Source organism: Rhizobium sp. S152 (assembly GCF_030380735.1).
Classification (GTDB): Bacteria; Pseudomonadota; Alphaproteobacteria; order Rhizobiales; family Rhizobiaceae; genus Rhizobium.
The window spans coordinates 49,329-71,054 of sequence record NZ_JAUDRZ010000026.1 but is presented as its reverse complement, the minus strand read 5'-3'; the positions used below and the strand labels follow the sequence as shown (position 1 = coordinate 71,054).

The 21,726-nt window shown below is 62.3% G+C and carries 20 protein-coding genes and 1 tRNA gene; 11 read left to right on the top strand and 10 right to left on the bottom strand.

What is annotated here, in order from left to right:
* Positions 1-61: 61 nt before the first annotated feature.
* From secG to QTL95_RS19535, 3 genes are all read left to right on the top strand, one after another.
* Complete coding sequence (gene secG / locus QTL95_RS19545; protein WP_289721591.1) at positions 62-577, top strand: preprotein translocase subunit SecG; 516 nt, start codon at positions 62-64, stop codon at positions 575-577.
* 184 nt (positions 578-761) lie between these two features.
* Positions 762-2,390, top strand: coding sequence for a CTP synthase (locus QTL95_RS19540; protein ID WP_289721590.1), 1,629 nt, complete (start codon positions 762-764; stop codon positions 2,388-2,390).
* A gap of 140 nt (positions 2,391-2,530) precedes the next feature.
* Entirely contained in the window at positions 2,531-2,995 is a 465-nt protein-coding gene (locus QTL95_RS19535; protein ID WP_289721589.1) for an SRPBCC family protein, read from the top strand.
* Positions 2,996-3,088: 93 nt separating this feature from the next.
* Here the strand turns inward: QTL95_RS19535 and QTL95_RS19530 are convergent, their stop codons facing one another.
* Positions 3,089-4,771 (bottom strand): methyl-accepting chemotaxis protein, encoded by a 1,683-nt coding sequence (locus tag QTL95_RS19530; protein WP_289721588.1) that lies wholly within the window; start codon positions 4,769-4,771, stop codon positions 3,089-3,091.
* A gap of 292 nt (positions 4,772-5,063) precedes the next feature.
* Here QTL95_RS19530 and QTL95_RS19525 point away from each other — a divergent pair, with 292 nt between their 5' ends.
* The 4 genes from QTL95_RS19525 (at position 5,064) to QTL95_RS19510 (ending at position 10,250) form a co-directional block, all read left to right on the top strand.
* Positions 5,064-5,588, top strand: a complete 525-nt coding sequence (locus tag QTL95_RS19525; RefSeq protein WP_442981339.1) for a FecR domain-containing protein — start codon at positions 5,064-5,066, stop codon at positions 5,586-5,588.
* 6 nt (positions 5,589-5,594) lie between these two features.
* Positions 5,595-7,457, top strand: coding sequence for a CHASE2 domain-containing protein (locus QTL95_RS19520; RefSeq protein ID WP_289721587.1), 1,863 nt, complete (start codon positions 5,595-5,597; stop codon positions 7,455-7,457).
* A 97-nt stretch (positions 7,458-7,554) separates the two neighbouring features.
* Positions 7,555-9,498, top strand: a complete 1,944-nt coding sequence (locus QTL95_RS19515; protein ID WP_289721586.1) for a DEAD/DEAH box helicase — start codon at positions 7,555-7,557, stop codon at positions 9,496-9,498.
* 35 nt (positions 9,499-9,533) lie between these two features.
* On the top strand, positions 9,534-10,250 hold the full coding sequence (locus tag QTL95_RS19510; protein ID WP_289721585.1) for a class I SAM-dependent methyltransferase: 717 nt from the start codon (positions 9,534-9,536) through the stop codon (positions 10,248-10,250).
* Positions 10,251-10,263: 13 nt separating this feature from the next.
* On the opposite strand, the gene QTL95_RS19505 is transcribed toward QTL95_RS19510, so the two are convergent.
* From QTL95_RS19505 to QTL95_RS19475, 7 genes are all read right to left on the bottom strand, one after another.
* Positions 10,264-10,680, bottom strand: coding sequence for an ACT domain-containing protein (locus QTL95_RS19505; protein WP_289721584.1), 417 nt, complete (start codon positions 10,678-10,680; stop codon positions 10,264-10,266).
* Positions 10,681-10,812: 132 nt separating this feature from the next.
* On the bottom strand, positions 10,813-12,015 hold the full coding sequence (locus tag QTL95_RS19500; protein WP_442981338.1) for a diguanylate cyclase: 1,203 nt from the start codon (positions 12,013-12,015) through the stop codon (positions 10,813-10,815).
* A 158-nt stretch (positions 12,016-12,173) separates the two neighbouring features.
* A complete protein-coding gene (locus tag QTL95_RS19495) occupies positions 12,174-13,415 on the bottom strand; it encodes a molybdopterin molybdotransferase MoeA (protein WP_289721582.1) in 1,242 nt (413 codons plus the stop codon).
* Entirely contained in the window at positions 13,412-13,909 is a 498-nt protein-coding gene (gene moaC / locus QTL95_RS19490) for a cyclic pyranopterin monophosphate synthase MoaC (protein WP_289721581.1), read from the bottom strand. Before moaC ends, QTL95_RS19495 begins: the two co-directional genes overlap by 4 nt.
* Before the next feature lies 1 nt (position 13,910).
* Positions 13,911-14,723, bottom strand: coding sequence for an indole-3-glycerol phosphate synthase TrpC (gene trpC / locus QTL95_RS19485; protein WP_289721580.1), 813 nt, complete (start codon positions 14,721-14,723; stop codon positions 13,911-13,913).
* Positions 14,724-14,732: 9 nt separating this feature from the next.
* Positions 14,733-15,749 carry an anthranilate phosphoribosyltransferase gene (gene trpD / locus QTL95_RS19480; protein WP_289721579.1) on the bottom strand — a complete coding sequence of 339 codons (1,017 nt, stop codon included), beginning with the start codon at positions 15,747-15,749 and terminating at the stop codon, positions 14,733-14,735.
* Positions 15,750-15,764: 15 nt separating this feature from the next.
* Positions 15,765-17,657 (bottom strand): peptidylprolyl isomerase, encoded by a 1,893-nt coding sequence (locus tag QTL95_RS19475; RefSeq protein WP_289721578.1) that lies wholly within the window; start codon positions 17,655-17,657, stop codon positions 15,765-15,767.
* A 219-nt stretch (positions 17,658-17,876) separates the two neighbouring features.
* On the opposite strand from QTL95_RS19475, the gene QTL95_RS19470 reads away from it, so the two are divergent.
* A complete protein-coding gene (locus tag QTL95_RS19470; RefSeq protein ID WP_289721577.1) occupies positions 17,877-18,158 on the top strand; it encodes a hypothetical protein in 282 nt (93 codons plus the stop codon).
* A 71-nt stretch (positions 18,159-18,229) separates the two neighbouring features.
* On the opposite strand, the gene QTL95_RS19465 is transcribed toward QTL95_RS19470, so the two are convergent.
* On the bottom strand, positions 18,230-18,484 hold the full coding sequence (locus QTL95_RS19465; protein WP_289721576.1) for a GlsB/YeaQ/YmgE family stress response membrane protein: 255 nt from the start codon (positions 18,482-18,484) through the stop codon (positions 18,230-18,232).
* Positions 18,485-19,188: 704 nt separating this feature from the next.
* Between QTL95_RS19465 and QTL95_RS19460 the strand changes: the two genes are divergently transcribed.
* Positions 19,189-19,395: a hypothetical protein gene (locus QTL95_RS19460; protein ID WP_289721575.1), complete on the top strand. Its 207-nt coding sequence runs from the start codon at positions 19,189-19,191 to the stop codon at positions 19,393-19,395.
* A 137-nt stretch (positions 19,396-19,532) separates the two neighbouring features.
* On the opposite strand, the gene QTL95_RS19455 is transcribed toward QTL95_RS19460, so the two are convergent.
* A complete protein-coding gene (locus tag QTL95_RS19455) occupies positions 19,533-19,742 on the bottom strand; it encodes a hypothetical protein (RefSeq protein ID WP_289721574.1) in 210 nt (69 codons plus the stop codon).
* A 334-nt stretch (positions 19,743-20,076) separates the two neighbouring features.
* On the opposite strand from QTL95_RS19455, the gene QTL95_RS19450 reads away from it, so the two are divergent.
* Positions 20,077-20,152, top strand: a tRNA-Lys gene (locus QTL95_RS19450).
* Positions 20,153-20,420: 268 nt separating this feature from the next.
* A complete protein-coding gene (locus tag QTL95_RS19445; RefSeq protein WP_289721573.1) occupies positions 20,421-21,722 on the top strand; it encodes an efflux RND transporter periplasmic adaptor subunit in 1,302 nt (433 codons plus the stop codon).
* Positions 21,723-21,726: the final 4 nt, after the last annotated feature.

Here is a 21,726-nt window from a genome sequence, read left to right as displayed (position 1 = left end):
TCATGTAAAGAGCGCCAGAATTTTACTTTGATGCCCGCGTCGCGTGGGCAGGACTGGACCCATGCAGACCGTATTGATTGTCATTCATCTCATGATCGTGCTGGCGCTTGTCGGCGTCGTGCTCATCCAGCGCTCGGAAGGCGGCGGTCTCGGCATCGGCGGCGGTTCGGGCTTCATGTCCGCACGCGGCACGGCCAATGCGCTGACGCGCACCACCGCCATCCTGGCGGCGCTGTTCTTCATCACCTCACTCGGCCTCGGCATCCTGAACCGCTACGAGAGCCGTCCGACGGACATCCTGAACCGCATTCCGGCAACGAGCGGGCAGGGCAACGGCATTCTCGATTCGCTCGGCGGCCAGAACGGCGCGGCCGCTCCGGCAGCACCCGCGGCCCCCGCCGGCAACGGCGTACCGACCGGCGGCGAAGCACCTGCCGCCACCGCGCCGGCTGCACCTGCCGCTACGGCTCCCGCAGCCCCGGCAGCACCGGCACCGACGACTGAAACTGCTCCGGCAGCTCCGCAGGCGACGACGCCTGCCGCTCCGGCTCCGGCCACTGTCCCCAGCGGGCAGTAAGAGGCCGAAAACATAACCGCCGGCAGGCCCCAGGGTCTGCCGGTTTTCTTTTGTTCAGATTCCTTGTCACAGCGCGCGCATCGACGATGCCTGAGAGAATGCTGTGAAAATTAAAGCCCTAAAATTCCGGAAATGAATTTTAGGGCTGGTGGAATCGTTTTTGAAAAGGTATCCGGTGGCTCCCATGGCGCGATATGTATTCATCACTGGCGGCGTGGTTTCCTCACTCGGTAAAGGAATTGCGGCCGCGGCTCTCGGAGCGTTGCTGCAGGCCCGTGGTTATCGGGTGCGGCTACGCAAGCTCGACCCCTATCTGAACGTGGACCCGGGCACGATGAGCCCGACCCAGCACGGCGAAGTCTTCGTCACCGACGACGGCGCGGAAACCGATCTCGATCTCGGCCACTACGAACGCTTCACGGGGCGCTCGGCGACCAAGACCGACAACATCACCACCGGCCGCATCTACAAGAACATCATAGACAAGGAACGCCGCGGCGACTATCTGGGCGCGACCGTCCAGGTGATCCCGCACGTCACCAACGAGATCAAGGACTTCGTCACCGAAGGCAATGACGACTACGACTTCGTCATCTGCGAGATCGGCGGCACGGTCGGCGATATCGAGGCGATGCCGTTCATGGAAGCGATCCGCCAGCTCGGCAACGACCTGCCGCGTGGTACCGCCGTCTACGTCCACCTGACGCTGATGCCCTACATCCCAGCCGCCGGCGAACTGAAGACCAAGCCGACGCAGCACTCCGTCAAGGAACTGCAGGCGCTCGGCATTCACCCCGACATCCTGCTGGTTCGCGCCGATCGCGAAATTCCGGAAGCAGAGCGCCGCAAACTCTCGCTGTTCTGCAACGTGCGCGAATCCGCCGTCATCCAGGCGCTCGACGTCGGCAATATCTACGACGTGCCGATCGCCTACCACAAGGAAGGCCTCGACAACGAGGTTCTTGCCGCCTTCGGCATCGAGCCGGCTCCGAAGCCGCGTCTTGATCCCTGGGAAGAGGTCTGCAACCGTATCCGCACGCCCGAGGGCGAGGTCACGATCGCGATCGTCGGCAAGTACACCGGCCTCAAGGACGCCTACAAGTCGCTGATCGAGGCGCTGCACCACGGTGGCATCGCCAACCGGGTGAAGGTCAATCTCGAGTGGATCGAATCGGAAGTCTTCGAAAAGGAAGATCCGGCTCCGTATCTCGAGAAGGTGCACGGCATTCTCGTGCCCGGTGGCTTCGGCGAGCGTGGCTCGGAAGGCAAGATCCTCGCCGCGCAGTTCGCCCGCGAGCGCAACGTTCCGTATTTCGGCATCTGCTTCGGTATGCAGATGGCAGTCGTGGAAGCGGCCCGCCATCTCGCCGGCATCGAGAAGGCCTCGTCGACCGAATTCGGCAAGACCGATGAGCCGGTCGTCGGCCTGATGACCGAGTGGGTCAAGGGCAACGAACTCGAGAAGCGCAACGCAGCCGGCGACCTCGGCGGCACGATGCGCCTCGGCGCCTACAAGGCGGCGCTGAAGAAGGACACGAAGATCGCGGATATCTACGGCTCGACGGATATCTCTGAGCGTCACCGTCATCGCTACGAAGTCAACGTCGACTACAAGGACCGGCTGGAAAACTGCGGCCTCGTCTTCTCCGGCATGTCGCCCGACGGCGTGCTGCCTGAGACGATCGAGTATCCCGATCATCCGTGGTTCATCGGCGTGCAGTACCACCCGGAACTGAAGAGCCGTCCGCTCGATCCGCATCCGCTGTTCAAGAGCTTCATCGAGGCCGCGACCGAGCAGAGCCGTTTGGTTTGAGCCGTCACGTACTATCTGAATGAAGGCGCCCCGCAGTTCACGCTGCGGGGTTTTCTTTTTGGGGTGACGGCAGCCGCGGCGGCACGATTTCCTTGGCCTTGCGTTTGAATTTTCAGCGGCACCTTCTAGCTTGTCTTTTGATGGGTAGTGAACGCAGCACGACGGTATCGAAAATGATCCGCGCTCCAAGGGAGGCGGTCTACGCGGCATTCCTCGATCCCTGGGCCGTTTCAAAATGGCTGCCGCCGGGTTCCATGCGCGGGATAGTGCATGATTTCGAGCCGCATGAAGGCGGACGCTTCAGCATGTCGCTTGTCTATGCGGATGCCGACGCGCAGGGCAAAACCTCGGCGGATGCCGATACCTTCGAGGGCCGGTTCTCACGGCTGGTGCCCGATGAGCTGGTCGTATGGGCGACCGAGTTCCAATCCGACGATCCCGGCTTTGCCGGCGAGATGACCGTGAGTTCTGTCCTGAAGACGGTTCCCGGCGGCACGGTCGTGACCATGACCTGCGAAAACATCCCATCGGGTATCCGCCTCGAAGACAACGAGGTCGGCTGCAGCATCACACTGGAGCAGATGGCGCGTTTCGTCGAGGGATGAAATCTTCTCGGGCCAAATGCCAAAAGTCGAAATGAAAAGGGCCACCGTCATGGCTATGACGGTGGCCCTCATCGTTTGATCCGGATTGAGCGGCTACGCGGCGTGTTGCTGCCGCGGCGTCGCCCCAGCTTGTTCGCGGATCGCGCTGCGCCGGTTGAGCTTGAAGTGGTTGACCAGTTCGGCAAGCAGGGCGGCGCCCGCCGCAAGCTCCGAGCTGATCCCGGTGGTGCGCTCCACCATGCCCGCGTTCTGCTGCGTCATCCGATCGATCTGCGAGACGGCGTGGTTGATCTCCGAGAGACCGGTCGACTGCTCCGCTGCTGCGGTTGCAAGCGCCGTCATGTTCGTGTCGATGGATTCGACGTAAGTCTCGATCTCGTTCAGCGCCGATCCGGTGGCATCGACAAGGCGGACGCCTTCATTCACTTCCTTGCCGGAATTCTCGATCAAACCCTTGATCTCCTTGGCCGCCTTGGCGGAACGCTGCGCCAACTCACGCACCTCCTGGGCGACGACGGCGAAGCCTTTGCCAGCCTCGCCCGCGCGGGCGGCTTCCACACCGGCGTTGAGTGCCAGAAGATTGGTCTGGAAGGCGATCTCATCAATGACGCTGATAATCTGGCCGATCTCCCTAGACGCCGAAGCGATCCGCTGCATCGCAGTGATGGTTTCACGAACCACCGATGCGGAGGAGGAGGCGGAAGCGCGGGCGTTTTGTACGAGCTTGCGGGTTTCCTGCGTATTCTCAGTGGAGGATTTGACCGTCGCCGTCACCAGTTCCAGCGCCGCCGACGTCTCCTCGAGCGAGACCGCTTGCTCCTTGGTCCGCTCGGAAAGCTGTTCGGCCGCCTGACGCATTTCCTGGCTGTTGCCGTTTAGGGCGTTGGTCTGCTGCAGCACCTTGACGAGCGTCGCCTGGAACGCGCCGATCGAGGTGTTGAAGTCGCGGCGCAGGCTCTCGAATTCGCCGACGAAGGGCTCGTCGATCGTCTGGCGGATGTTGCACTCGGAGAGGCGGGCGAGGCCGGCGCCGAGATCGTTGACGACCTTCATGCGCTCGGTCACGTCGGTGGCGAACTTCACCACCTTGAACACGCGACCGGAGTCGTCGAGGATCGGATTGTAGGACGCTTGGATGTAGATCTCGCGGCCGCCCTTGGCGATTCGCTTGAACTGATCGGCAACGAACTTCCCGGCGGCGAGATCGGCCCAGAACGCCTTGTAGGCGGGCGTGCGGCTGTAATCACCCTCGCAGAACATCGAATGATGCTTGCCTATGATCTCGTTCAGAGAATAGCCGAGCGCCGCGAGGAAGTTCTCGTTGGCCGTGATAATGTGGCCGTCCGGCGTGAACTCGATCACGGCCTGGGCGCGGGAGAGAGCCTCGAGCTTGCCCTTGTCTTCGGCGGCCTGCTTCTTTGCCGCAGTGATATCCGTCGCGAATTTTACGACCTTGAACGGTTTCCTGCCGCGGAAGATCGGATTGTAGGTCGCTTCGATCCAGATCTCACGACCGCCCTTGGCGATGCGCTTGTACTGACCTTGATCGTGTTGACCCTCGCCAAGACGTTTCCAGAAATCGGCATAGTCTTTCGAGTTTGCCTCGGCAGGCTCTACGAACATCCGGTGATGCTGCTCGACGATTTCGCGCAGGTCGTAACCGACCGCTTTGCAGAAATTCTCGTTGGCCGTCAGAATTTTACCCGTAAGGTCGAATTCGATGATGGCCTGCGACTTGTTCAATGCGTCCAGCACGGCACTTTTGGACGAGCCCATGCTTGATAGAATTCCAACCATTGGCAAAACCTCGACAGCTATTCCTCGGTGAAAATGAATGTTGGCAACAATGGCGGATCTTGCTTAAATATTCGCTAAATGTTTATTAGTGTTGTATTTTTTCATTTGTGCGCCCCTGGGTAGAGGGCCGCATCTGCCGATGGAAAATGCAATTGTAGGCAAGAAAAACTCACCAGCAATTTGGCGTTGACTTTTTTCAGGCGTGCGGCAGCAATCGGAGTATGGTGGTTGCGCCGCGTCGCGCGGTACGGGGGATATCGATATGTTCAGGATCCGCAACGGCCTTCTTGCGCTTTCCGCAATCATCGCCGCGACATGCGTGATGTTTCCTGCAGCGTCGCAGGCTCAGTCGGCCGGCTGCGCGATGGAGCGGGTGCGGGGTACGTCGCGGCAGATCATGCGTTGCGCCGACGGGGTAACCGTCACGGCCGAGGGAGGCGCTCGGTTCAATCTCATCGACAATAACGGCGACGGGCAGGCGGATGCGGTGTCGCTGAGAAACAAGGCCGTTCTCGTCGATGTCGACAGCGGCAGGCGGCCGGGAGGTTTCCAAGTGGTGACACCGCAGGCGATCGCCGCGGTGCGCGGCACGCGCTGGGCCGTCGACGTCAAGAACGGAACGACCTCGGTCTTTGTCGTGCGCGGGCGCGTCGCCGTTGGGCGGTCCACGGGGCGGCAAACGGTCGTGCTCTCGGTCGGCGAGGGTGTGGATGTGACGCGCGGCAGCGAGCCGCTCACTGTCAAGCGCTGGCCGCGGCCACGCGCGGCAGCACTCCTTGCCCGCCTCGGCCAGTAGGCGACGATGACGCCACGGCAATTCCTGGTCACCACTGCGCTCGTTCTGGCCGCCCTGTGGGGCGGTTTCCTCGGCTACGTGCATGTGGACGGCAATTCCGGTTTCCTCAACAGGATGGAAGCGTCGCTGACAGATATCAGGAGCGCGCTGATCGGCGCGCGCCGGCCTCCTCGTGTCGTCAGCATCGTCGCCATCGATGACCGCACCGCTGCCATCAATGGCTATCCGCTGCCGCGCGCGACGCTGGCCAGGTTGGTGCGGACGATCGCAGCGCTGAAGCCGAAGGTGGTGGCGCTCGACCTGCTGCTTGTCGATGCGGGGCCGGAGGAGGGTGATATTGCGCTCGCCTCGGCGCTTCGGGAGGTGCCGAGCGTGATTGCCGCGGCGGGCGTATTTCCGGAAAGTACCCAGTCGGTGACCCGTGACGGCAACGATCCGCTTGCGGCGATCCCAACCGCCAGCGAGATATTGCTGCCGCTCGCCCGCTTTGCCGATGCCGCCGCCATTGGCGTCGTCAACGTGGCGACGGACCAGACCGGCACGCCGCGATTCATCCCGATGATCTCGCGGGGCGAAAAGCGGGTGGATGCATCCTTTCCACTGCGCGCGGCATCGCTGGCGCTCGGGATCCAGCCGGTGTTTTCACCCGGCGGACTTGCGCTCGGCGACCACAGGCTGCCTACTGATGGCGGCCAGCGGCTGCCTCTGACCTTCTACGGCCCGCGCGGCACGATTTCCACCTACAGCGCCGCGGATGTCCTGAACGGAAAGCTGCCGACCTCGGCGGTGGAGGACAAGGTCGTCGTCATCGGCTCGACGGTTACCGGCGGCGGTGATGTGTTCCCGACGCCGTTCGACCCAGTGCTGCCAGGTGTCGAGGTGATGTCGACCGCGATTGCCCATCTGGTGGCCGGCGACAGCATCGTGCGCGACTATAACATCCGCAGCTTCGACGCGCTGACGGCAATCGTTCTCCCGGTGCTGCTGATCGCTCTTCTGGCATGGCGGCGCAGCGCGGTCGGATATGGCACGATGGCGGCAATCGTGCTGGCGTGGGCAGGTCTCAACATGGCAGCATTCGCGCATGGCTATTGGTTCAGCGCGGCGCTGCCGATCGCGGCGGCACTGCCGGCAGTGATCCTGTTCGGCGCCTATGAGCTATGGAACGACCGTCGGCAAGCCGCCAGGCTCGCGGCGCAGAGCGATCTCCTGCAGCGGGTCGATGCGGCGGGATTGGGTGAATGGCTGGCGCGCGATCCCGATTTTCTCGCCAAGCCGATACGGCAGGACGCCAGTGTCGTGTTCATCGACCTCTCGGGTTTCACCGGTCTCAGCGAGGCCATCGGCGTGAGCGAAGTGCGCGAGATTCTCAGTGGCTTCTTTGAGCTTGTGAGCGGCGAGGCGCGGTCACATGGCGGCACGATCACCAGCTTCATGGGCGACGGCGCGATGATTCTCTTCGGCCTGCCGCATCCGGGTGTCGGCGATGCGGCGAACGCGGTCGCCTGCGCCGTCGGGCTGTGCGACCGGATGCGAAAATGGGTGCCGGAGCAGCCGCGCCTTGCCGAACGCAAGGTCGGCTTCAAAGTGGGAGCGCATTGCGGGCCCGTGGTCGCGTCGCGGCTTGGCACCGGCTCCCGGCAGCAGATCACGGCGACCGGTGACACCGTCAACGTCGCGAGCCGGCTGATGGAAGTGGCCGCCGCGCACGGTGCCGAACTCGCGCTCAGCAGCGCCTTGTTGCAGGCGAGCGGCGAGGCGGGGGCGGGGGTCCTCGCGCGTGGCGTTCTCGAAGGACCGGAGACCGCGAAAATTCGCGGCCGGGCGGAAAGTATCGAGGTCCGGTTCTGGCGTGGACATCCGCTTTGACATTTGCGGCCTGACGAAGTAGAGACGGCGCAACATCGCAGCCGGCTGGTTCCGGCCACGGCGCAGCATGCGCGTGCAAAATCCGAAAGACAGACAGATGACAGATTTCAACGGCGTCGTCCCGGCGATCGCCAAGGCGTTGGCAAAGCGCGGTTACAACTCGCTCACGCCGGTTCAACAGTCCATGCTCGATCCAGCGCTCGCCGCATCCGACGCGCTCGTTTCCGCACAGACCGGATCCGGCAAGACGGTGGCCTTCGGCCTGGCGCTGGCACCGACGCTTCTCGGCGACGAGGAACGCTTTGCCTCCGCCGCGGCACCACTTGCCCTGGTGATCGCTCCGACCCGTGAACTGGCGCTGCAGGTCAAGCGCGAGCTCGAATGGCTCTACGAGATGACTGGCGCCGTTATCGTCAGCTGTGTCGGCGGCATGGACATCCGCAGCGAGCGCCGCGCGCTTGAGCGTGGCGCCCATATCGTCGTCGGCACGCCTGGCCGCCTCTGCGACCATATCCGCCGCCGCGCGCTCGACATGTCCGAGCTAAAGGCCGTGGTACTCGACGAGGCCGACGAGATGCTCGATCTCGGCTTCCGCGAAGACCTGGAATTCATCCTCGAGGCGTCGCCGGACGATCGCCGCACGCTGATGTTCTCGGCAACTGTGCCGGCTGCCATCGCCAAGCTCGCGAAGAGCTACCAGAAGAACGCCGTGCGCATCGCGACGACGACCGAGGAGAAGCAGCACGTCGATATCGAGTATCGCGCGCTGGCTGTCGCCCCGAGCGACCGCGAGAATGCGATTATCAACGTGCTGCGCTACTACGAGGCGACGAATGCGATCGTCTTCTGTTCGACGCGTGCGGCGGTCAACCACCTGACCGCACGTTTCCACAATCGCAACTTCAACGTCGTGGCGCTCTCCGGCGAACTGACGCAGAACGAGCGCAGCCATGCGCTGCAGGCAATGCGCGACGGGCGCGCCCGCGTCTGCATCGCAACCGACGTCGCCGCCCGCGGCATCGACCTGCCGGGGCTGGATCTCGTCATTCATGCCGACCTGCCGACCAATCCGGAAACCCTGCTTCATCGCAGCGGCCGCACCGGCCGCGCAGGCCGCAAGGGCGTCAGCGCGCTCATCGTGCCTCTTAGTGCCCGCCGCAAGGCCGAGCGCCTGCTCGACAATGCCGGCATCTCGGCTGCTTGGGCATTGCCGCCGTCGGCCGACGAGGTGATCGCGCGCGACGAGGAGCGTCTGTTGGCCGATCCGATCTTCGAGGAAGCGTTGCGCGAGGAAGATCAGGATCTGATCGCCCGCCTGCTGTCCGCCCACGGCGCCGAAAAGCTGGCCACCGCCTTCGTCAACCTCTACCGCGCCAACCAGTCCGCACCCGAGGAACTGATCGAAATCACCCTGCAGGGCGGCCAGCGCAAGCCGCGCGAATATTCGGACGGTCCGCGCGAGCCAAGCCAGAAGGGGCCGCGCGACGATTTCGGCGCCGGCACCTGGTTCTCGATCTCCGTCGGCCGCAAGCAGAATGCAGAGCCGCGCTGGCTGATCCCGATGCTTTGCCGCAACGGCAATGTCACCAAGCGCGAGATCGGCGCGATCAAGATGCAGCAGGACGAGACCTTCGTCGAGATCGCCGCCGACAGCGCCGAAGCCTTCATGCAGGCGATCGGGCCGAACAAGGCACTGGAACGCGGCATCCGCGTAACCCAGTTGCCCGGCACGCCCGATCTCGTCGGCCGCTCCGCAAGCCCGAAGCCCTATGCCGCCAAGAAGAACTTCGGCGAGCGTCGCGACTATGGTGACGACCGCCCGAAGCAGAAGTTCGGTGACCGCGACGATTTCCGCAAGGGACCGCGTTCGGAAGGTGCAGGCGATCAGGGCGAGCGCGACTCCAAGCCGTGGAGCAAGAAGCCCGCCAAGGCCAAGTTCGAGGGGAAGCCGAAGTTCGAAGGAAAGTCCAACTTCGAAGGCAAGCCGAAGTTCTCGGGCAAGCCCGGCGCCAAGCCGAAATTCACCAAGAAGAAGGGCTGATAGCGCCGGAGCGCGCATGGGGGAGGGTGTGATCGATGAGACGGCGACCCTCAACACCATGCTCGACGGCGACAGCTAGCGCTCCCATTCCGCTGGACGAGGCGCCGGCTTCGAGAGATCACAGAGTTGCCGCGACACAGGCGTTCATCGCTGCCAATCTTCGGCTTCTTCCGGCGCCCGGCATTCCCGATATTCGACTCTACACCGCCCATGCGGCAAGCCGGCTTTCGCGCCTTGGCCGGAGCGCCGACACGCCGCCATACTGGGCGTATAACTGGGCTGGCGGAACCGTGCTGGCGCGGCACATTCTCCAAAATCCCGGTATCGTGCAGGGACGCCGGGTGCTCGACCTCGGCTCGGGATCCGGCATCGTCGCGATCGCGGCTGCGAAATGCGGCGCCGCGGAGGTGACGGCGGTCGACGTCGATCCCGATGCGATCGCCGCGATCGGCCTCAACGCCACGGCGAACGGTGTTGCGATCCGGGCTGTGCAGACCGATCTGCTCTCGGCGGAACCGCTATCGGTCAATGTCGTGCTTGCAGGCGATGTCTTCTACGACGCCGCGCTTGCCGGGACGATGCTACCGTTTCTCCAGGCTTGCCGAGAGAAGGGTATGGAGGTTCTGATCGGAGATCCTCGCCGGACGCCATTGCCGATCGGACAACTAAACTTGGTCGCGGAATACGCGGTTCCCGACTTCGGACATGGCACGGGGGAGATCATCGGCGGCGTTTTCGGCATTGAGCCGTAAACCGCTACCGTCTTCAAACCGCTGTAGCCTGCAGTGCTTTCAAGATCTCCAGTGCGCGATCGGCCATGTCGGCAGGCACGAAGACATGGTCGTGTTGGTAGGCCGCCACCATGTTGCAGGGAATGCCTTCGTCGCTCAGCGCCGAAGCAACCGCAGCGGTCAGCCCGACGCCCTCCAGCGACGAGTAGACTTCGAGCAAGATGCGGCGCATCGGAAGATCGCAGGGAAGGCCGAGATCGGCGGCGGTGCTCCTTGAAAGGATGAGAGATATGCCCTCCGCCTCCCGGAAGGAGGCAAGTGCCACGGGTAGGGCACGGACCAGGATGCGCTCGTCCCTGGAGGTGCAGAAGACGAAACTCCCCTCGGTGAGAATCGGCGTCATGCCCGACAGCATTGCCTTGCGATTACGAACTGGTTCCGGCGTCTTCATGGTCCTGGCTCCATTCGGTCCCCGGTTGAGGATAACACGAACATGCCAGCAAACACACCGGCGGCGTATGGCAGCCGACGCGATTGCGATCAGCAAGGCTCCATCAGGCGCCTGCGGATCACGCCACAAGCCTCAGGCCGTGAAGGCGACCTCGATGTTCTGGCGATCCTGCGCGATCACGCGGCACAACGTCTCGAAGCCTTCGCCCTTGATCGCCAGCATGAATTCGGCCGGAATGCCGGCGGAATTGGAGACGGATAGGCCGGCACTGTCTTCGCCGAGAGACTTGATTGTGCAGTCGATCGTCGAGCGGCGATCGTTGAAGACGATAGAGCCTGCCTTGAGCACACGACGCCGGGAACTCGTCGCCTGATCCGTGCGGATCGAGTTCCAAGCAACGCATCGATTCCGGCCGCGCGTCTTGGCGTGATACATGGCGGCATCCGCCTGGGCGAGCAACGTTTCGATATCCTTGCTGACGATCGACATCGACGCAACGCCAAAACTCGCGGTCACGTTCAGGATGCCATAATCACCGCGCACCGGCTGGCTGCCGATGGCTGCCCTTATCTTCTCGGCAGCGGCGAGCGCACCTTCGCGGTCTATGTGCGGGAGAACGACGCAGAATTCTTCGCCGCCCAGACGGCCAAAGATATCGCCAGCGCGGAGATTGGCTTTGCAGGTCGCCGCTACGGCGCGCAGCACCTGATCGCCTGCCGCATGGCCGTGCGTATCGTTGACGCTCTTGAAGTGGTCGATATCCAGCACGATACAGGAGAGATTGTGCTGGTGGCGGAGCGCCAGCGAGATCAGTTGGTCGGCCTCCTGCTTGAAGGCGCGCCGCGTCAACGCATCGGTCAGGCTGTCGGTGGCCGCCGATTGCATCAGTTCGATCCGATCCATGGCGGCGCCCGCCAGTTCCTGAAGGATTCCCAGATCTTTCGCGCTGAACGATCGCGGCGTGCGGTCGATCGCGCAAACGGTGCCCACGACATGCCCGTCCCTGGTATTCAATGGAACGCCCGCATAGAAGCGTACATGGTTTTCGCCTGTCACGGCGGGATGCTGGGCAAAGCGCTGATCCTTGGTGGCGTCCTGGACGACGATAGCCTCTTCATAGTCAACCACATAGCGGCAGAAGGTGTCTTCGCGCGGCACCTCGTCGACCGACATGCCGGCGCAGGCCTTATACCATTGGCGGTGGGCATCGATCAGCGTGACGAGGCCAATGTCGACCGTGAAGATTTCCTTGATCAAGCGAACGATTCGGTCGAACCCCTCGTCGCGCGGCGTATCCAGGAGATCCAGCTGCTCAAGAGCGGCAAGGCGCTCCATTTCCCGCCTTTTCGCGTCCTCCGAGGACTTCCCGAATGCCTTCACCACTGCCACGTCGTCGTTCCCTAGCGGACTGAGATAGGGATTGGTCGCATATATTAGTGAACAAATCAAAACCATCGCGCAGGGGCGAAGTTTACCAATCCGTTACCGCCCGACTAAGTGTTCGATTGCGTACAAAACGGGTTGGGGCGGATCAGCATCACCGGGCAAGCACCACCGGCCTTAAGCTTGGGTGCATGGGGCGGCCGGATTATCAGGCAATCGGCGTTGGCGAAGGTCTTCATCATCGACGAATCCTGCTTGCCGAAGGGCTCGGCCCTGAGCGCGCCGCTCTCTGAGCGAAGAAGTCGGGCGCGCACATAATCCTGACGCTGGTCGTTGGCATTGAGCGTCGTTGCAGCTTCCGCCGTGGTGATCCGATCCACGGCGGGCAGGGAGGCTAGCCGGCGGACGAGCGGCTCGAGAAACAACAGGCCGCAGACAAGACTGGAAACGGGATTGCCGGGCAGGCCAAGCACATACGTGTCACCCAGACTGCCGACCATCAGCGGCTTTCCGGGGCGCATGGCGATCCGCCAGAAATCAAGCTGCATGCCGGCACGCAGAAGCGTCGCCTGAACGAGATCGTGGTCGCCGACGGAGGCACCGCCGAGCGTGACGATCACATCGACCCCCGCCATGCGCGCCATAGAGATCGCCTTCTCGATGGCGTCCTGCCGGTCGGGGACAATGCCGAGATCGACAACCTCGCCGCCATTCTCGCGCACAAGGGCGGCTATGCCGAAGGTGTTGGAGGCGATGATCTGGGCCGATGCCGGCTGGCTGCCCGGCTGGACCAGTTCGTCACCCGTGGCAAGAATGGCAACGACCGGCTTGCGGTATACCGGCAGATCCGGATGGTTCATGGCCGCCGCGACCGTGACGCCGGAGAAATCGAGCCGCGTTCCCGCCTGCAGCACGGTTTCCCCCTCCGCGAAGTCCTGCCCGCGGGGGCGAACATGCCTTCCAGGGGCGACATCGAATGTCGTGCGGATTCGGTTCTCGCCGATCTTTTCGGCGTCTTCCTGAATGAGGATCGTATCGGCGCCATCGGGCACCGGAGCACCGGTGAAGATGCGCACGGTCTCGCCACGACCCAATCGACCTTCGAAGGCATGGCCCGCGGCGGCGCTGCCGATCACGGTCAGTTCCGATCCGATCACCGGGGCATCGGCTGCGGCCAACGCATAGCCATCCATGGCGGAGGCATCGAAGGGTGGCTGGGTCAGCTTCGCCTTCAGGTCAAGCCCCAGAACGCGGCCCGAGGCCTGCGCGAGGGGAGCCTTTTCAATGGCCTTGATCGAATTCGCGCGCGACAGCAGGCGCTCCTGCGCCTCGGCGACTGGCAGCAGGCTCATTTGCCGTGCTCCGGATGCCGGAAATCGCCGGACTTGCCGCCCGATTTCTCCAGCAGCCTGACGCCGCCGATTTCCATCGCCTTGTCTGCCGCCTTGGCCATGTCATAGATCGTCAGGCAGGCGACCGACACGGCGGTCAGCGCTTCCATCTCGACGCCGGTCTTTCCCGTGAGCTTGGCGGTGGCCGTGACGCGCAGGCCGGGCAGGGCGCAGTCTTCGGCAATATCGACCGATACCTTGGTCAGCATCAGCGGGTGGCACAGAGGGATGAGATTACTGGTCTGCTTGGCGGCCATGATGCCGGCAAGACGCGCGGTGCCGATGACGTCGCCCTTCTTGGCGTTGCCGGCGTGGATCAGCGCCAGGGTTTCCGGCGCCATCCTCACATGACCCTCGGCGGTTGCTACGCGGACAGTCTCGGCCTTGTCGCCGATATCCACCATGTGCGCCTCGCCGGAGGCATTGATGTGGGTGAGGCCGGCCTTTTCGCTCATGTCACTCGGCCGCCAGGGCGGCTTCGCCGAACAGCAGCGCCTTGGTGGCGGCCGCTACATCATCCTTGCGCATAAGGCTCTCGCCGACGAGGAAGGTATTGATGCCCGACGCCTGGAGGCGCTTGCAGTCGTCATTGGTAAAGATGCCGCTTTCGCCGACCAGCAGGCGGTCGGCGGGCACCATTGCCGAAAGAGTTTCGCTGACCGTAAGGCTGACCTCGAAGGTGCGCAGATTGCGGTTGTTGATGCCGATCATCGGCGAGGAGAGCTTCAGCGCCCGCTCGGTCTCTTCAGCGTCATGCACCTCGACCAGCACGTCCATGCCGAGACCGAAGGCCTCGTCCTGGAGGCGTTCGGCCTCGTCGTCGCTGAGCGACGCCATGATCAGCAGGATGCAATCCGCGCCCCAGGCGCGGGCCTCCTGGACCTGATAGGTGTCGAACATGAAATCCTTGCGCAGCGCCGGCAGCGAGCAGGCCGCGCGGGCGGCGGTGAGGAACTCCGGCGCACCCTGGAAGCTCGGAGTGTCAGTCAGCACCGAGAGGCAGGCGGCGCGGCCGAGTTCATAGGCCTTTGCCAGCGACGGCGGATCGAAATCCGGGCGGATCAAACCTTTGGAGGGACTTGCCTTCTTGATCTCGGCAATCAGGCCGACTTGTCCGGCATCGCGCTTGGCAACCAGCGCCTTGTGAAAGCCGCGCGGCGCTGATTGATCGGCCTGCATGGCCTTCAGATCCGCAAGCGAGACGCTGGCCTTGGCGGCGGCGATCTCTTCGCGCTTGTAAAGTTCGATCTTCTTCAGGATGTCGGTCATGGCTTCATTCTAGTCGATATCGTTGGACACGGCGACGAGTTTGTCGAGCGCCGCGGCGGTAGCACCGCTGTCGAGCGACTGGGCGGCGAGCCGCATGCCGTCGCGTATGGTTTCGGCCTTGCCGGCGATGACCAGCGACGCGGCGGCGTTGGCAAGCGCGATGTCGCGATAGGCGTTACGGGCACCGCTCAGCACGTCGCGGAGTGCTGCGGCATTGACGACACCGTCGCCGCCCTTGATCGCGTCGAGCTGTACCGGCTCGACGCCGAAATCGGCTGGCGAGAGCTGGAAGGTGCGGATCTGGCCGTTTTCGAGTGCTGCCACATCCGTGGTGCCGGTCGTGGTGATCTCGTCGAGGCCGCTGCCATGGACGACCCAAACGCTTTCCGAACCGAGGTCGCGCATGACCTCAGCGATCGGCATGACCAGCTGCGGGGAATAGACGCCGAGCAGCTGGCGGCGCACGCCGGCTGGGTTAGAAAGGGGGCCGAGCACGTTGAAGATCGTGCGGGTGCCGAGCTCGACGCGGCTCGGACCGACATGACGCATCGCGGAATGATGCTGCTGCGCGAACATGAAGCCCACGCCGGCCTCGCGGATACAGCGGGAGATGATCTCGGGCGTAACCTCGAGATTGACGCCGAGGGCAGCCAGGCTGTCGGCCGCGCCAGACTTCGAGCTGAGCGCGCGGTTGCCATGCTTGGCGACGGGGACGCCGGCGCCGGCGACGATCAGGGCCGCCAGCGTCGAGATGTTGTAGGTGCCGCTGGCATCGCCGCCGGTGCCGACGATGTCGATCGCATCGGCGGGCGCTTCCACGGTCAGCATCTTCGAGCGCATCGTGGTGACGGCGCCGACGATCTCGTCGACGGCTTCGCCCCGCACGCGCAACGCCATCAGGAAGCCGCCGATCTGCGAAGGGGTGGCCTGGCCGGACATCAGGATATCGAAGGCCTGGCGGGCCTCGTCACGCGTCAAGGGCTCGCGGCTCGCGGCCTTCGCCAAAAGCGGCTTCAGATCGGTCATGCGTTGTCGCTCCCCTTAACGAACCGCCGCCTGTTCGGCGAGCGCCTGATTGATCGAGGCGCCATACTGCGTCTGCAGCATGTTGACCATCTGATCGAGAATGTCATCACCCGCCGCATTGGCAAGCGAGGCGATCTGCTGGTCCTGGTTGTTGAGCACGTCGCCCGTTGGCTCGGTGTTCACTTCCGTGACCTTCATCAGGATCTGCGTGGTCGGGTCCGCGCCGATCGCGGTGGCGACCGTGTCCATCGGGCCGGTGAAGGCAGCGCGCACGCCGCCGGCGCCGAGGACGGCATCATCAAGACCACGGGTGATGCCGCTCTTGGTCTCTACGGTGATGCCGAGCGGGGCGGCGATATCGGCGAGCGACGTGCCCTTCTGCGCCTGCTGCTTCAGCTCGTCGGCCTTCTTGGCAAGCTCGACCTTCTGCTGCTCGGCCGTCCAATCGGCCACGGCCTTGTCCTTGACTTCCTCGAGCGGACGATCGCGAGTGGCGATCACGTCGTTGACGTCGAACCACAAATAGCCGTCGGTGCCGACCGAAAGCGACGGCGGCGACATGCCGGCCTCGGTGCTGAATACCGCGCTCAGAACCTGCTGCTTGGCCGGGATGTCCTTGACCTCGTTGCCGTTTTTATCGAGGCCGGTCTGGTCGATCGCATCGATGACAACGGACTTGAGCTTCAGCTGCGTGGCGATCTGTTCGAGCGTCGAGCCGGAGCTGCGGAGGTCCTCGATCTGGTCGTGGACATTGATCATTTCCTGGGAGGCATTGGCGACAGCCAGCTGCTTGCGGATGTCTTCCTTGACCTCGTCGAAGGTCTTGGCGGTCTCGGGCTTGATGTTGCTGATGCGCAGGATCACAGGGCCGAAGGAGCCATCGACAACGGGCGAGGTGCCGCCGTTGCGGCTGACCGCGAAGGCGGCGTCGGCGACGGCCTGATCGGGCACCTTGTCCTTGGTGAATTCGCCGAGGAAGACATCGCTTGCGGTCTTGCCCTGGTCGGCGATCAGCTGGTCGAAGGTCGTGCCGGTCTTCAGCGCGGCGGCGGCCGCATTGGCGAGATCCTTGTTTTGGAAGGTCAGCTGCTCGATGGTGCGGGCTTCCGGCGTGCGGTAGGCGTCCTTGCGCTTGTCGAAGTCCTCGCGAATCTGCTCGTCGGTGACGGACGCCGCATCGGCGATGTCTTCCGGCTGAAGCTTCAAATAGGTGAACTTGCGATATTCGGGAGCGCGGTAGCGCGGCTTGGCGCCTTCGAACCACTTGGCCAGCACGTCGTCGGCCGGCGCCTTGATCGGCTCGATATTGGCGTTGGTCAGCAGCAGGTAATCGATACCGCGGCTTTCCTGGCCGTAGAGCTTGAGGGCGTCGACGAGCGCCTTTGGCGGCGTGAAGCCGTTCGAGATCGCATCGACGATCTGACTGCGGACCGCGACCTTGCTGCGTTCCTTGATGTAATCGTCCTCGCGGATACCGGCGTTGCGCAGGCGCGAGGTGAAGAGATTGCGGTCGAACTGGCCATTGACGGCCTTGAACGCGGGATCATCGCCGATCAACTGGGCAAGCCGATCCTGGGAGAGGCCGAGCCCCATGTCGTCGGCCAGCTGATCGAGCGAGGCACCGGCGACGAGCTGCGACAGAACCTGCTGCTCGACGCCGAAGGCGCGGGCCTGTTCGGGCGTCAGACGCATGCCGAACTGCTGGCTGACATTCGCGACCTGGCGCTGGTAGGCAAGGCGGAATTCATCGACATCCACCTTCTGGTCGCCAACCGAAACGACGGTCGTGCTGCTGCTGCCCGTCAGCAACGAGTGGGACACGCCCCATATGCCGAAAGAGGCAACCAAAAGAAGCATCAGGAGCTTGGCGGCCCAAGTATGGGCAGCTCTTCGCAGAAGATCGAACATCGAAACGCAAACCTCGCATTCTTTTCGCCCGTTCGCGGGCAAAGCATTGGACGTTCCTTAGAACAAAGCCGGCAGGAAATGAAGGGTTATCGCGTGAAAACATATGCGCTATACCAGCATCGGTTCGAAGACCGCTCCCGTCGCAAAACAAGCCCTGGGATCGGAACCTTTCGCAGGGTCTCAACGTTGTGCAACGTCCCGGAAAAAGAGGAGCTAGAAATGGCCGACATGAAAACCGCCTCCGCCCAGTCGACAACCGCGCGGGTCAAGGCGGACATCGCTGCAGACGATCTTTCCGCACAGGTGACGGCTCTGCGCGAGGATCTTGCACGGCTCTCGGAGAGCGTTGTCGCGCTGGGGCAAGGCGCCAAGACTGCTGTAACCGACGAAGCCTCGGTCATGACTGAGCGCGTACGCGACAAGGTTCGCGAGGAGCCGATTTTCGCGCTGACCGTCACTGCCGGCGTGGCGTATCTCTTCGGCCTTCTCAGCCGCCGATAAGCAGTCAAGAGTCAGCGATAAAAAAGGGACCAGCCGCCAGCGCAGCCGGTCCCTTTTAATATTTGAGATGATCAGCGGCGAAACAATCGACCGACGGCGATCAGGATGCATGCTCCGATGAAGCCGGCAATAAGATAGGCCAGCCAGCCGCCCCCGAGCGAAAGATTCAGCGCTCCCAAAATGGCATTGGCCACGATGGCACCAACGATACCCAGAATAATGTTCATGATCAGCCCCATATTGCTGTTCATGAACTTTTCCGCCAGCCAACCGGCGAAGCCGCCAATGATAATGGCGGCTATCCAACCTACGCCTGCGTCTTCCATATGGCTTCCTTCCAAAACAAGAGCTGAACGACAGAATTGACATCCGTGATGGGTAGAAACGACGTCTGTCCACGCGAGCGGAACTACCCCCAAAAAGAGATAGGCGAACCATCAGTCACGGCAAGCCAAGCTTTAGCGTCAACCAAGATCTGCTGCGTCTCTTCCGGAGCACGGCACTAACCGACCCGTGCGAAGCTATCCGACGGCTCAACCGCAATCTAAAATACAACCTGCAGAGGATTCACCCGCAAAAACTCGACATAACGTCGCGCCGGAGAGTGAGGAAGAACCGAAACCACGGATGTCGACAACGCCATGAAAGTCGCCGGCCACAAATTTCACTCAGGAAGAAAATTGCATCCGCAGTTAGCGAAGGCGCAATGGCAAATTATCTGGCAGCCCACAAAATAATACCAATTCAAGAAGCTTACTTGTTCGCATGACGGTAATAGTAATACCAATTAGTCGCCGCGCGAACCGCGCGTGTATCGGTCAAAAAAACAGGCCACAGACTATTTTATGAGTAAAACTCGCGTTTTCCATCACTGACTTGTGATGATTTCGCCATCCGAACTGCCGTTACCGCCATGCAAGTGTCATCAAAAAACATCATTTGCGGCGAAAATGAGCTTTTCTTTCAGCAATCGCTTGCTCAACCTGCAATCTATGTCATGTTAGCAGCCTGCAAATGAGGGGAACCTGCCATGATCAATCTTCAGTCGGTTCAAAGTGACGCAACTCACGACCAACGCTTGCTGGACTGCCGGGCGGAAGTGGAGCCAGCACTTCACCAGATCATTAAGGATGCGCAGCGCAACGGGTGGGCACCTGCGGAAGTCGCGATGGCCATCGCCGACGCGGCCGATGACTACATCCTGCTGCTCGCCAATCGCAAGGCGACCGCCCATTGATCAAGCGGCCGTCGTCCGTCTAGCCGGCGATAGCGAATGACTTAGGCAACTAATCTTTTTGCGAGAAAGCAATTGCCCGGAACAGCCGTCACATGCTCGCCAAGCATTCCGAGCAATGGAAATATCCTGCCCAAGCGTTAGGCGTTGGCGACTTGCAATGTCACCGGCTGCCGACGCTTGGCGGCCATCAGCAAATCGAGTTCGGTGGCTGACGGACCGAACTTGTCAAAGAGCCGCTTGGCTTCCTCATCGTTGAGGCGATATCTGCGGGTGAACTCTGCAAGATCATAGGCTCTCCCACGAAGAACCTTACGTGTGGCCGGGTTATGTTCGATCATGCTGGTCATGACGGGGCTCCTTGTTGCTTGACGTATTAACTAGTGCGTTATAGCCTGGTGAACAGATTGATTTCATTAAATATTCTTCGGAACCTTTTAGCGACTCGTGCGTTCGTGGCGCCAATTTTCGCGAACTGCAGACGTGCGACGGTTTCGACGCGCCGATACCGCCACGACGTCGATAAGGAAAGCGGCGGCCAGATTGGTCATTTCTCTGGGGTGGCCAAACCCTGCGCGAGAAATGTGCGTGATGCACAGAAAACGAAGATTTTTCTGTTGACCGCAATAAGGTGCCTGCATATGTTCCGCGCACTTCCAGCCGGGGCGTCGCCGCGGTGACAGGGAGAGCGTAGCTCAGCTGGTAGAGCAACTGACTTTTAATCAGTAGGTCATGGGTTCGAGCCCCATCGCTCTCACCATATAATCAATCACTTAGGTTTTTTGGCCTCGATTATCGGTATCTCGAACCGATCCCGCGACCGCCGCTATAGGAATTGGCTTCTAGGCCGCTGCATCGCACTGGCGACATATTCCCTGCATGTCAGACCTGGCAAAAACTAAACCCTCATTACCAAGATTTCATTTCGCTCCCGCTTCAATCCATGGCAATTCGGCCATAGATGAGTCGCATGACGGCTCCGCCCGCGATTATCGCGGCGCGGGAATGACTTACCGATCGAGGACGGAATGAACGATACGGGAACCAGCAGCGAAACGAAAGCGGCGAAGAGCGGCGCCGATCTTGCGGCGATCCTTTCCGCGTCGGCGACGCAGGGCAAGGGGCGCCGTTGGCGCGGGCGGCTGCTGGTGGCCGGCTTCGTTCTACTGGCGGGTGGCGCTGCCTATTATTTCTATTCCGGAAGCGGGCAAAGCCAATACAGCTACGCCACCCAACCCGTGAAACGGGGCGATCTCACGGTGCTCGTGACCGCGACCGGGTCGGTGCAGCCAACGGAACAGGTGGACATCTCAAGCGAGCTTTCGGGCACCGTGCGCGACGTGAATGTCGACTATAACAGTGACGTGAAAGCAGGCGAGGTGCTGGCTGTGCTCGACACCAACAAGCTCGAAGCCGATGTGAAGAGTTCGCGTGCCAAGCTTGCCTCCGCCAAGGCCAACGTCGTCAAGGCTATCGCCGACATGCAGTCGGCTGACACGTCCTACCAGCGCTACCGCAATCTGGTGCAAAGCAACGTTTCCACGCAGCAGAGCCTTGAAGACGCGCGTTTCAAGTATGAATCCGCCGTCGCCACCAAGGATATCAACGAGGCGACCGTTCTCTCCTCCGAGGCCGACCTGCAGCTTGCCGAAGTCAACCTCGCCAAGGCCAAGATCGTTTCGCCCGTCGACGGAGTGATCCTAACGCGCTCGGTCGATCCCGGCGCGACCGTCGCGGCCTCGCTGTCGGCGCCGGTGCTCTTCGTCATTGCCGGGGACCTGAAGCAAATGGAACTGCAAGTCGATGTCGACGAGGCCGATGTCGGGCAGATCGCCGTCGGACAGAAGGCAACGTTCACCGTCGATGCCTATCCCGACCGGACCTTTCCCGCCGAGATCAGGCAAATCCGATTCGCGTCGGAGACGACCAATAATGTGGTGACATACAAGGCGATTCTTTCGGTCAACAACGCCGACCTCCTGCTGCGCCCGGGAATGACCGCCACAGCGGACGTCACCGTCGAAGCCGTGAAGGATACGCTGATGATCCCGAACGCGGCCCTTCGCTACGCGCCGCCTGCGGCCGAAGCACCGCGCCGGGGCGGCCTCTTCGGGCTGTTTCGTCCGCCCCGCATGGGACCTCGCGGCGGCCGGCAGGATGGAGACGCGCTGACCGGCGCCAAGCGCCGTGTTTGGGTGCTGCAGGCGGGGAAACCCGCGCCGGTCGTCATCCAGGTCGGATCATCGGATGGACAATTCACGCAGGTCACGTCAGGCGACCTTAAGGAAAACGCCGCCCTGATCGTCGATGCCACGACGCAGACGAAGTAGGTGG

Bases quoted from the DNA above. Each gene is read 5' to 3' on its own strand.
- trpD (WP_289721579.1), bottom strand. From the start codon at position 15,749: ATGACCGATCTGAAGCCGCTTTTGGCGAAGGCCGCGAGCCGCGAGCCC.
- QTL95_RS19510 (WP_289721585.1), top strand. From the start codon at position 9,534: ATGAGACGGCGACCCTCAACACCATGCTCGACGGCGACAGCTAGCGCT.
- QTL95_RS19475 (WP_289721578.1), bottom strand. From the start codon at position 17,657: ATGTTCGATCTTCTGCGAAGAGCTGCCCATACTTGGGCCGCCAAGCTC.
- QTL95_RS19460 (WP_289721575.1), top strand. From the start codon at position 19,189: ATGATCAATCTTCAGTCGGTTCAAAGTGACGCAACTCACGACCAACGC.
- QTL95_RS19455 (WP_289721574.1), bottom strand. From the start codon at position 19,742: ATGACCAGCATGATCGAACATAACCCGGCCACACGTAAGGTTCTTCGT.
- QTL95_RS19520 (WP_289721587.1), top strand. From the start codon at position 5,595: ATGACGCCACGGCAATTCCTGGTCACCACTGCGCTCGTTCTGGCCGCC.
- QTL95_RS19500 (WP_442981338.1), bottom strand. From the start codon at position 12,015: ATGGAGCGCCTTGCCGCTCTTGAGCAGCTGGATCTCCTGGATACGCCG.
- QTL95_RS19465 (WP_289721576.1), bottom strand. From the start codon at position 18,484: ATGGAAGACGCAGGCGTAGGTTGGATAGCCGCCATTATCATTGGCGGC.
- QTL95_RS19530 (WP_289721588.1), bottom strand. From the start codon at position 4,771: ATGGGCTCGTCCAAAAGTGCCGTGCTGGACGCATTGAACAAGTCGCAG.
- QTL95_RS19495 (WP_289721582.1), bottom strand. From the start codon at position 13,415: ATGAGCCTGCTGCCAGTCGCCGAGGCGCAGGAGCGCCTGCTGTCGCGC.
- moaC (WP_289721581.1), bottom strand. From the start codon at position 13,909: ATGAGCGAAAAGGCCGGCCTCACCCACATCAATGCCTCCGGCGAGGCG.
- QTL95_RS19515 (WP_289721586.1), top strand. From the start codon at position 7,555: ATGACAGATTTCAACGGCGTCGTCCCGGCGATCGCCAAGGCGTTGGCA.
- secG (WP_289721591.1), top strand. From the start codon at position 62: ATGCAGACCGTATTGATTGTCATTCATCTCATGATCGTGCTGGCGCTT.
- QTL95_RS19445 (WP_289721573.1), top strand. From the start codon at position 20,421: ATGAACGATACGGGAACCAGCAGCGAAACGAAAGCGGCGAAGAGCGGC.
- QTL95_RS19470 (WP_289721577.1), top strand. From the start codon at position 17,877: ATGGCCGACATGAAAACCGCCTCCGCCCAGTCGACAACCGCGCGGGTC.
- trpC (WP_289721580.1), bottom strand. From the start codon at position 14,723: ATGACCGACATCCTGAAGAAGATCGAACTTTACAAGCGCGAAGAGATC.
- QTL95_RS19535 (WP_289721589.1), top strand. From the start codon at position 2,531: ATGGGTAGTGAACGCAGCACGACGGTATCGAAAATGATCCGCGCTCCA.
- QTL95_RS19540 (WP_289721590.1), top strand. From the start codon at position 762: ATGGCGCGATATGTATTCATCACTGGCGGCGTGGTTTCCTCACTCGGT.
- QTL95_RS19505 (WP_289721584.1), bottom strand. From the start codon at position 10,680: ATGAAGACGCCGGAACCAGTTCGTAATCGCAAGGCAATGCTGTCGGGC.